The 11,419-nt window shown below is 73.3% G+C and carries 3 protein-coding genes; all 3 read left to right on the forward strand.

Translation table 11 applies throughout. The annotated features are described in order from the left end of the window. Positions 1 to 1,111 precede the first annotated feature (1,111 nt). Positions 1,112 to 2,347, forward strand: a complete 1,236-nt coding sequence (locus GA0070558_RS09655; protein ID WP_091277802.1) for an NAD(P)/FAD-dependent oxidoreductase — start codon at positions 1,112 to 1,114, stop codon at positions 2,345 to 2,347. Positions 2,348 to 2,445: 98 nt separating this feature from the next. Beyond that, positions 2,446 to 3,606 (forward strand): aromatic ring-hydroxylating oxygenase subunit alpha, encoded by a 1,161-nt coding sequence (locus GA0070558_RS09660; RefSeq protein ID WP_218106974.1) that lies wholly within the window; start codon positions 2,446 to 2,448, stop codon positions 3,604 to 3,606. Next, on the forward strand, positions 3,603 to 11,419 hold a 7,817-nt coding region (locus tag GA0070558_RS09665), incomplete at its 3' end, for an amino acid adenylation domain-containing protein (protein ID WP_141722184.1). The genes GA0070558_RS09660 and GA0070558_RS09665, both read left to right, overlap by 4 nt.

The following is an 11,419-nucleotide window of genomic DNA, read 5'->3' on the forward strand; positions in this document are numbered from 1 at the left end:
TCCGCGCCCGGCGTCGCCCGGCTGCGCGGCGGAGTCCTCCCCCGGGGGCGCGCGCCGTCGCCGCCCGGCGGGTGAGGGCGATTCGTCCGCGCGTTCTCGTGGGCCTGCTGGCCGCGCCTATCCGTCCACCGGTCGGCGAATGTGATTCGGTGATCGCCGAGAACTGTTCTGCGGGCAATCGTCCACCGGTGCCCGGTCCCGTTCAGCGCGCGCGTCGTCGCGTCCGGGGCGACGCCCCCTCCGCCGTTCTCGCGGCGGCGCGGCGGAAACGACTCATTCGGGCGCGCGTCGGATCTGCCAACGGGCGGCAAATGTCGCCGGCGTGTTTCCTCCCATTGCGCGTTCGGCCCGCCGAATTGCGATTCCGCCCTGATTCCGTTCTTCGATTCCTCGGTCCGCCGGCTCGGCGGCGCGGCTGAGGCAACTGCGGCGCGGGGGTGCGGACGGGCCGGGCGGGCCGAGGCGGAACGGCCCGCACCGACGCCCTGTGGTTATCCAGGGCAAATGTTCTCCGAGGCAATCACATGTCGGTGCAGAAATCGCCAAAGGCAACCGAACTGATTCCGGGTGACCGGCGGGCGTCGCGTCGGTTAATTGTCGTCGATCAACCAAACTAGCCGCATCGCCGCCATGTCGTCGCAGCTCAGAGGGGTGATGACCGGAATGTAGCGTTCGGTGGGAACGGCTGGCCTGGCCCCCGTCTTTGCTCGTTCGCCGCCTTATGGGGCTGATCCGCCCGCCTGCGGGCTTCGCCGGCAAGGATCCCTTCCGTCGGGATCAGCCGAGGTGTGGACCGGCTCAGCGCTGCGGTTTCCGGTGCCGTTACGTATTACTGATAGTGATTGCCGCTGGTCAGCCGCATTCCCAGCTTGCTCTCAGGAAACTCTGCGCATGTGATACACGTCACACTTCGTTCGGGTATTTGTCGGGGTTCATGGTCAACATGCAGGGGCTTGCCGCGTCGGAGGCCGTTCCGATAGGTGCCTGTGGCAACCGGGTGCGCTGCCTATCCATTGACCGAATGGAACGCCGTAACTAGCCTCTTGGCCATCCCACACCCGCATTGGACGGTTGCTTTATCTCGGGCTGACGACTGATCGGAGCAAGCCCCATGTTCGATGTAATCGTTGTCGGTGCACGCTGCGCTGGTTCGCCGGTCGCAATGCTATTGGCCAGGCGTGGCCACCGGGTTCTGATGGTCGACCGCTCCTCCTTTCCGAGCGACGCGGTGTCGACCCACTACATCCACCAGTCCGGGCTGGCCCGCCTCCAGGCATGGGGTCTGCTCGACGAGGTGATCGACGCGAAGACGCCGGCCATCCGCAAGATGAACTACGCCAACCACGGCATCCCCCTGGTGGGCTTCGCCGATCCCATCGACGGGATCGACGCGGTCTACTGCCCCCGGCGCGTCGTGCTCGACGAGATCCTGGTCAACGCCGCCCGCCGCGCCGGCGTCGAGGTCCTGGAGCAGTTCACCGTGTCCGACCTGGTCTTCGCCGACGGCCGGGTGGTCGGCATCCGCGGACGCGAGGGCGACGGGCCGGACCGGGAGTTCCGGGCCAGCGTCGTCGTGGGCGCCGACGGCTTCCACTCCACCGTGGCCAGGAAGGTCGGCGCGGAGCTGTACAACGTGCGACCCGCCGCCGGGTTCACCTACTACTCCTACTACAGCGGGCTCGACTGGGGCCTGCACCACAAGACCGGCTTCCACGAGCAGTGGTACGGCACCTGGCCGACCAACGACGACCTCAACATGGTCGCCGTCATCTGCACCCGGCGGCAGCTCAAGGAGTTCCGCCAGGACCCCGAGGCCCGCTTCCTGGCGGTCCTCGACGACGTCGAGCCGGAGATGGCCCAGCAGCTGCGCGACCAGGGCCGGCGCGAGGAGCCGCTGCGGCCGATGCGCTACCCGGACAACTACTACCGCCAGTCGCACGGGCCGGGCTGGGCGCTCGTCGGCGACGCCGGATACCACAAGGACCCGATCACCGGTTGGGGCATGACCGACGCCTTCCTGCACGGCGAGCTGCTCGCCGACCGCATCCACGAGGGACTGTCGGGGGCGCGGACCATGGACGACGCCCTCGCCGACTACGTGAAGGTGCGCGACGAGGAGACCGCCCCCGTCTACGACTACACGACGAGCGTCGCCGAACTCACCCTCACCCCCTACCTGGAGACCGTGCTGGGCGCGATCAGCACCAGCCAGCAGTGGACCACCAAGATGCTCGGCATCATCGCCGGCGGGGTGGAGGGCTACGAGATCTTCGCGCCGGACAACCTGGACCGGCTCTACGACGACGCCGGCGTGCCCCAGCACAAGCGCATCTACGAACCGTCCTGACCTGAGTGAGGCCGCGCCGGGCGAGCGCGGCACGACGGGGGAGGGCCGCGGCCCTCCGCCCCTCGTTCGGTGCACTTCATCCTCGAGGAGTCAAGCAGATGACGCGCGCGTCCAGCATGTTCGACCTCATCGGCCAACAGGACGACCAGCGGGCCTACTACGACACCGGCGGCCGTGGCCGGTCCCACGCGTTCTACACCGGCGAGGAGCAGTACCGCCGGGAGATGGAACGCATCTACGGCCGCCGGTGGCTGCCGGTGGACCACGTCTCCCGGTTCCCCGAGAAGGGGTCCTATGTCACCCTGACCATCGGCACCGGCTCGGTGCTGATCATCAACGGCGACGACGGCATCCAGGCGTACCACAACTACTGCCGCCACCGCGGCTACCGGCTCGTGGAGGAGGCCGCCGGCAAGCGGCAGAGCCTCGTCTGCATCTACCACTGCTGGGTCTACGACCGCAACGGCAAGCTGAAGAGCCTCAACGGCACCTACTTCGACCACTTCTTCGACAAGGAGAAGAACGGCCTGCTGCCGGTGCGCACCGAGGTCCGGTACGGCGTCGTCTTCATCACCTTCTCCGACGACGCCCCCGACCTCGACGCCTCCCTCGGCGAGTTCGGCGAGTTCGCCCGGGTCTACGAGCTGGCCGACCTCAAGTGCGTCCAGGCCAAGGACTACCCGGTCGCCTCCAACTGGAAGCTCGTGGCGCACAACGTCAACGAGAGCCTGCACTTCCCGACGGCCCACAAGGACCTGCACCGCATCACCGACTTCGACGACGCGGGCACGTACGAGCTCAAGGGCGACATCGTCGGCGCCTGGCAGGTCATCCGGGACAGCTACAACTCGGTCTCCATGACCGGGCGCAGCCAGCGCTCGCCCATGCCGCTGGTCCCCGAGGCCGACCTCAAGAAGATCAACTGGATCACCATCCTGCCGAACCTGCTCTTCGGCTTCACCGCCGACTACGTGATGATGCAGTGGGTCTGGCCCGAGAGCCCCAGCACCTGCATCGTCCGGCACTTCTGGCTGTTCCACCCCTCCGAGACGGCCAAGAGCGACTTCTCGCACGAGGCCGTCTTCGCCCTCTGGGACAAGGCCAACTACGAGGACTGGGAGCTGTGCGAGCGCACCCACCGCGGCCTGTCCAACCCGCTGTGGTCGCCCGGCCAGCTTTCCCTCGACGAGGAGGTCGTCTCCCAGATCGACGCCTGGGTGGCCCGGGAGACCGCTGACTCCGTCGAGAACGAGGGATGACCGCCGTGGTCAACTGCTTCGTCATCGGTGGCACCCGGGTCCTCGCCCGCTGCGCCGACCAGCTCGTCGCGGCCGGCGTACGCGTCGAGGGCGTCTTCACCGACGACCCGGCCGCCACCGCCTGGGCGGCCGAGCACGGCGTGCCCGTGCTCGACCCGCGCGCCGACCTCGTCGCCGCCCTCACCGACACCCCCGTCGACTACCTGTTCAGCATCGTCAACTTCCGCATCCTGCCCGGCGCCGTGCTGGAGCTGCCCCGGGTGGCCGCCGTCAACTTCCACGACGGCCCGCTGCCCCGCTACGGCGGCAGCAACGTCGCCGCCTGGGCGCTCTACGAAGGCGCGTCCCGGCACGCCGCGACCTGGCACCGGATGACCGAACGCGTCGACGCGGGCGCCGTCCTGCTCGAACGGTGGTTCCCCATCCGGACCCACTCCACCGCGCTGTCGCTGACCTACGAGACGGCCGAGGTCGGCATCGCCCTCTTCGCCGACCTGGTCCCGCACGTCGCGGCGGGGACGCTGCCCGAACCCGTCGACACCAGCGGCCGGGAACGCCGCTTCTACCTCCAGTCCGACCGCATCGCCGACGGCGGCCTCATCCACGCCGGCACCACGGCCGCCGAGGCCGAACGCATCTCCAAGGCCCTCGACTACGGCACCTTCCCCAACCCGCTCGGCGTGCCGACCCTCGTCACCGCCCAGGGCGCGGTCTTCACCCGCCAGGTCCGCCGCATCCCCCGCGAGGACCCGCTGCCCGAGACCGTCGCCACGGCCGTCACCGACTCGGCCCTGACGCTGTCCGCCCCCGACGCCGACCTGCTGCTGAGCGACTTCGTCGCCGTCGACGGCAGCGCGCTGTCCGCGCGGGCCGCCGCCCAGCGCCTCGGCATCGCCCCCGGCCGGCCGCTGCCCGCCGCGCCGCCCGAGCGGCTCGCCGCGATCGCCGGGGCGCAGGCCCCGCTGCGCCGGCACGAGCCCTGGTGGAAGGCCCGCCTGGCCGACCTGCGTCCCGCGCCGCTGCCCGCCGACGACTTCTCCGCCGCCGCCGCGCACTACGGCCGCTACGAGCTGGCCTACCTGCCCCGCACCCGGGCCGAGACCGTCAGCGTCGTCCGCGCGTTCCTCGCCGTGCTCGCCGAGCGCATGGAGGCGCCCACCTTCGACTTCGCCTGGTCGCCGTCGTCGGCCCGTGCGCTGGCCGAGGCGACCTGCGGGCTCGCCGCCGCGCGCGTGCCGGTCCGGTTCGACGCCGCCGCCGCCGAGGCCCTCGCCGACCGGCTCGACGAGGCGGCCGCCCGCCACGGGTACGCCACCGACCTGGAGGTCCGTCTCGGGCTGGCGTACCGCCCGCCCGGCTCCGACACCCCGACCTTCACCCGCGTGATGGTGCTGGAGCGCGACCCCGACGAGGAGGCCGCCACCGACCCGGACACCGAGATCGCCCTGCTCTGCCTGCACGACGGGCCGCCGATCGTGTTCGTCCGCGAGACCGCGATGACCGCCGACGACGCCCTCGACTTCGCCGAGCGGGTGGAGGACATCGCCCTCGGCGCGATGCTCCCCGGCGCCGCCAGTCCGGCCACGCCGCGCGCCGCCACGCCGGTGCCGCCGGCCCCCGAACCGGCCGCCGCGTCCGGCAGCACCGCGTCCGACAGCGCGGCGGTCGACGACGTGGCGTCCGGCAGCTCCGGGTCCGACGCCGCCGCCCCCGTCGCCGCCGTGGCGGAGCCGACGCCGACCGGCCCCACCGTGCTCGACCTGGTCGCGGCCACCGTGGCGGCCCGGCCGCACGCCGTCGCCGTACGTGCCGGCGACCGCAGCATCGACTACACCACCCTGGACGCCTGGGCCGACGCCGTCGCCGCCCACCTGTACGACCAGGGCGTCGAGGCCGGCAGCGTCGTCGGCCTGCTCACCGAGCGCGGCCCCGACCTCGTCCCCGCGATGCTGGGCATCCTGCGCGCCGGGGCCGCGTTCCTGCCGCTGGACCCCAACTACCCGGTGGAGCGGCTGCGCCGCTACGTGGAGGTCGCCCGCTGCGACCTGATCCTGGCCGACGCGCCCAGCCACGCCTTCGGCGAGACCGTCGGCACCGTCCTGCCGATCCCCGGCCCGGACGCCTCCGCGCTCGCCGTGCCGCCCACCGTCACCGGGGCGGACCTCGCCTACGTGCTGTTCACCAGCGGCTCCACCGGCGAGCCGAAGGGCGTGGAGATCGGGCACGCCGCGCTGGCGAACTTCCTCACCGGCATCGGGGAGCGACTCGGCTCCTCCCCGGCCGACGTGATGCTCGCGCACACCACCGTCGCCTTCGACATCTCCCTGCTGGAGCTGCTGCTGCCGCTGACCGTCGGCGGCACGGTCGCGCTGGCGTCGCGGGCGGTGGCCCGCGACCCGCACCGCCTGGCCGAGCTCATCGGCGAGGTCACCGTCGCCCAGGCGACCCCCAGCATGTGGCGGCTGCTGCTGGAGACCGGCTGGACCCCGGGGGCGGGGCTCACCGTCCTGTCCGGCGGCGAGGCCCTCGCGCCGGCCGTCGCCGAGCGGCTGCACGCCACCTCCCGCGCCCTGTGGAACCTGTACGGTCCCACCGAGGCGACGATCTGGGCGTCCGCCCACCGGGTCGACGCCGTCGGGTCGTACCTGCCGCTCGGCGAGCCGCTGCCCAACCTCGACCTGCACGTCCTCGACGCCGAACTGAACTCGGTCGCCCCCGGTGGCACCGGCGAACTCTACCTCTCCGGCGTCGGCCTGGCCCGGGGCTACGCCAACCGCCCCGACCGGACCGCCGAGGTCTTCCTCACCCACCCGGCCACCGGCCTGCGCCTCTACCGCACCGGCGACACCGTGCGGCTGCACACCGACGGCACGATCGAGTGGCTGGGCCGCGCCGACTCCCAGGTGAAGGTCCGGGGCAACCGGATCGAGCCGGCCGAGATCGAACGCGTCCTCGGCGGCTACGACGGCGTCACCGCCGCCGCCGTGATCGCCGTCCCGTTCGAGGGGCGCGGCGAGCCGCGGCTCACCGCGTACCTGGTCGCCGACCGCACCCTCGTCAAGGCCGACCTGGACGAGTTCGTCGGGCAGCGCCTGCCGGAGTACATGGTGCCCGACGCCTACGTGCGCCTCGACGCCATGCCGCTGACCGACAACGGCAAGATCGCCCGATCGCGGCTGCCCGAGCCGTCCCGGGACACGATCATCCGCACCGGCGTGCCCTCCGTCGCCGCCGTCGAGCAGCCGACGACCGAGTCGACCGAGCCGCCGGCGCAGCGCATCGCCCGGATCTTCGCCGCCGTCCTCGGCCACGACGTCTTCCTGGCCACGGACAACTTCTTCGACCTCGGCGGCGACTCGGCCAACGTCACGATCGCGGCGGCGGCCCTCACCGAGGAGTTCGGCGTCGAGGTGACCCCGCCGGCCATCTTCGCCACCGGCACCCCGCAGCGACTCGCCGAACTGCTCCAGCCCGGCGCCGCCCCCGCCGACCGGCCCCGCACCGGCGCCGGCACCGTGCGCAGCGGCGCCGGCAAGACCCCCGAGCAGGCCGTCGTCGCCGCCGCGGAGGCCGTCGTCGCCGCCGAGGCCGCGACCGACCCGGCGGAGCAGCCGGCGAGCACCGCCGTCACCCCGGCCGCCGACCGGCCGGAGCCGCCGCGCCCCCGGACGCCGGCCGCGCCCCCGGCCGCCCCGGCCGACGGCGACACCCGTACCGACCAGGCCGGAGCCCGCGCCGATCACGGCACGGTCCGCGCCCGCCACGGCGAAGGCACGGCCGGGGCCGCCGACGCCCCCGCCGACCACGGCGACGCCCTCGCCGTCATCGGCATGGCCTGCCGGTTCCCCGGCGCGGCCACCCCCGACGAGTTCTGGGCCAACCTCGCCGGCGGCGTCACCAGCGTCGGCGACGCGCCGCCCGGACACCGGGGCTGGGCGCACCTGTGGACCGACGCCGACGAGGTGCCCACCGGCTGGGTCGACCGCGTCGAGTACTTCGACGCCGCCCGCTTCCACCTCACGGACCGGGAAGCCCGGCGACTGGACCCGCTGCAGCGCATCCTGCTCAGCGTCACCGACGAGGCGCTGGAGAGCTGCGGCCACGACGCCGCCTCCCTCGGCACCGCCACCGGCGTCTTCGTCGGCACGATCGCCAGCGACTTCCCCGAGCTGGTGGCCGGCAGCATCGGCCACGGCGACCCGCACGTGGCCACCGGCACCGCCGTGTCCATGGTCGCCAACCGGCTGTCGCACGCCTTCAACTGGACCGGGCCGAGCTTCGCCGTCGACACGGCCTGCTCGTCATCGCTGGTCGCCCTGCACCAGGCCGCCATGTACCTGCGTACCGGCGAGATCGACGCCGCCGTCGTCGGCGCGGCCAACCTGGTGCTCACCCCGACCAAGACCCGGTCCTTCCTGCGCAACGGCATGCTCTCCCCGAACGGGGTCTGCCGCACCTTCGACGACGACGCCGACGGCTACGTCCGCGGCGAGGGCGCCGGCGTGCTCGTCCTCAAGCGGCTCGCCGACGCCCAGCGCGACGGCGACCCGATCCTCGCCGTCGTGCGGGGCGCCGCCGTCAACCACACCGGCGCCGCCGGGTTCCTCACCGCGCCGAGCAGCACCGCCCAGGAGGCGGTCATCCGCACCGCCATGCGGCGGGCCGGCGTCGACGCCGACGGCGTCGGCTACGTCGAGGCGCACGGAACCGGCACCCAGCTCGGCGACCTCATCGAGCTGGAGGCGCTGCGCGCCGCCCTCGGCGGGTCCGGCCGCGCCACCGTGGCCGTCGGGTCGGTGAAGACGAACATCGGCCACCTCGAACCGGCGGCCGGCATCGCCGGTCTGATCAAGACGATCCTGGCGTTGCAGGCCGAGCGCATCCCGCCCTCGGCCAACCTCACCTTCCCCAACCGCGGGTTCCGCTTCGAGGACTCGCCGCTGTTCGTCCCCGACCGGCTCGTGCCCTGGACGGGCCCCCGGGTCGCCGGGGTCAGCAGCTTCGGCTTCGGCGGCGTCAACGCCCACGCCGTGCTGGCGGCGGCGCCGCAGCCCGCCCCGGCCCCCGCCGACGCCGGCCCCGGCCTGCTCACCCTGTCGGCGGACTCCGCCGACGGGCTGCGGACCCTCGCCGGTCGGCTGGTCCTGCTGCTGCGCTCGCCGTACTGCCCGCCGCTGGCCTGGCTCTGCGTGGCCAGCCGGCAGCGCCCCGCGGCGACCCACCGGCTCGCCTGCGTCGTCGACACCGTCGAGCAGCTCGACGACAAGCTCATGCTGTTCCTCGCCCGCGCCGAGGGCACCCGCAACCTCCACGTCGGCGTCGTCGACCCGGCGGCGGCGGGCGGCACCATCGCACCGCTGGGCACCGACCGCGACGCCCTCGATGCGGCGGCCCGTCGGTTCGTCGCCGGCGACACCCTGCCGACCGGGGAACGCGCCCCCGTGCGCTTCCCCACCGCGCCGCACGAGGAGAAGCACCTCTGGCTCGAACCCGCGCCCGCGCAGCTCACGGCGGGCCCGACGGCCCCGCCGCGTACGCACGGCTGGACGTGGGGCGAGCACCCCGAGGCCGCCGAACACGTCGTCCTCGGCAACCCCACCCTGCCCGGCTCCGGCTACCCCGGCAAGGTCGCCGAGGTCGTCGGCCGCGCCGCGTACGCCCTGCGCGACCTCACCTTCCGGGCGACCGTGCAGCCCCCGGCCACGCTCACCGCCGAGCGCACCGGCGACCGGATCACCTTCCGCGACGACACCTCCGGCGTCGTGGCCGACCTGGAGCTGACCGAGCCGACGCCCGCCGACCCGGCGCTCACGCCACCGGCGAGCGCCGTCGGGTTCACCCCGGTCGGCCTCGACGAGATGTACCGCGACTTCGACCGCAACGGCCTGCGCTACGGCCCCGGCTTCCGCTGCGTACGGTCGCTGTCCACCGCGTACGGTCAGGCGCTCGGCACCCTGCGCGCCGACCGCGACCCCGCCGGAGCGGTCGACGCCCGGCTGCTCGACGGCGCCTTCCAGGTGGCCCTCGCCGCCTGCGGGGCCCAGGGCCTGTACGTGCCGTTCACCATCGCGCGGCTGACCGTGCACGCCCCGCTGCCGGCGGCCGTGCGCGTCTACGCGCGCCGCGACCGCGGCAGCGCGCCCGACGCGGGGCTGCTCACCGCCAGCCTGGTCGTGCTCGACGGCGACCGGCCCGTGCTGACCGCCGAGGGCATCACCTGGCGGCGGATCTCCCCGGCCCCGCCGCCCGGTCAGCCCGGCTCCGCCGGCGCGCAGGACCGGGCCCGGCACGACGGCGCCGCCACCGCGACGACCGCCGCCGGCAACGGCCGCGCCCCGGCCGCGCCCGCGCACCCCGCTGTGCCGAGCGGCCACCACCGCGCCAACGGCTCCGCCGCCTCCGCCTCCCTCGGGCCGGCGCTGGCCAGGTGGATCGCCGAGGGGCTGGAGACCGACGTCGAGTCCCTCGAACTGGACCGCCCGCTGGAGGCCCAGGGCCTCGACTCGATGCTCGCCGTCTCCCTGGCCCAGGACATCCGCGCTCGGCTCGGCGTCGACATCCCGGTGACGCTGCTGCTCGAGGTGGGGACGGTGGAGAACCTCGTCACCGAGCTGCGCGACACGTACGGGGTCACCGCCGTGCCGGGCGCCGAGGCCGCGCCCCCCACTGTCCCGGTCGACGCCCCGGTCGTCGAATCACCGGCACCCTCGCCCATCCCGGCGGCCGCGCCGGCCCCTCCCGTCGCGGCTGCGCCCTCCGTCGCCGCGGCCCCCGTCGCACCGGCGGTCGCGGCGACGGAGGGGCCCACGGACCGGCACGACATGGCGATCATCGGCTTCGACGGGGTCTTCCCGAACGCCGGCAGCCCGGACGAGCTGTGGGAGGTCGTCACCAGGGGCGAGGACTGCCTGCGCGAGGTGCCCAAGTCCCGCTGGGACATCGACGACTACTACTCCGAGGACGCCGAGCCCGGCACCGTCTACCTGCGCCGCGCGGGCTTCGTCGACGAGCTGACCGGCTTCGACGCGGCGTTCTTCCGGATCTCGCCCGCCGAGGCACAGTGGATCGACCCCCAGCAGCGCCACCTCATCCAGTCCGCCTGGCGGGCCCTCGAGGACGCCGGGCTCTCCGGCCGCGCCTCCGAGCGGCCGACGGGCGTGTTCGTCGGCGCCAGCTACCAGCACTACCGCGACATGGTCGTCGGCGACGTCGTGCAGACCGCCGCCGGCCTCGGCAACCACAACGCGATCCTGGCCAATCGGGTGAGTTATTTCCTGGATCTGTCGGGTCCGAGCATGACGATCGACACGTTGTGTTCGTCGTCGTTGGTGGCGTTGCACACGGCGGTGCGCAGCATCCGTAGCGGCGAGTGCGACCAGGCCATCGTCGCCGGCGTACACCTCGCGATGTCCCCCCAGCACTACAACCCCAGCCCCAACCTGCGCGCCCTCTCCCCGACGGGTGCGTCGCGGGCGTTCGACGCGTCGGCGGACGGGTTCGTGCCGGGTGAGGGTGTGGTCACGGTGGTGGTCAAGCCCCTGGTCGACGCGGTGCGGGACGGGGATCGGATCCGTGGGGTGATCCGGGGAACGGCGGTGAACCACGGTGGTCGCACGAGTGGGTTGACGGTGCCGAGCAGTGCCGCGCAGCGGGAGGTGATCGTGGCGGCGTTGCGGGACGCCGGGGTGGGTCCGGACGGGATCGGTCTGGTGGAGGCGCATGGCACCGGTACGAGTTTGGGTGATCCGATTGAGGTGGAGGGTTTGACGCGGGCGTGGCGGGAGTTCACGTCGCGGACGCAGTTCTGTGCGAT

The organism is Micromonospora haikouensis (genome assembly GCF_900091595.1).
Taxonomy (GTDB): Bacteria; Actinomycetota; Actinomycetes; order Mycobacteriales; family Micromonosporaceae; genus Micromonospora; species Micromonospora haikouensis.

Bases quoted from the DNA above. Each gene is read 5' to 3' on its own strand.
- GA0070558_RS09655 (WP_091277802.1), top strand. From the start codon at position 1,112: ATGTTCGATGTAATCGTTGTCGGTGCACGCTGCGCTGGTTCGCCGGTC.
- GA0070558_RS09660 (WP_218106974.1), top strand. From the start codon at position 2,446: ATGACGCGCGCGTCCAGCATGTTCGACCTCATCGGCCAACAGGACGAC.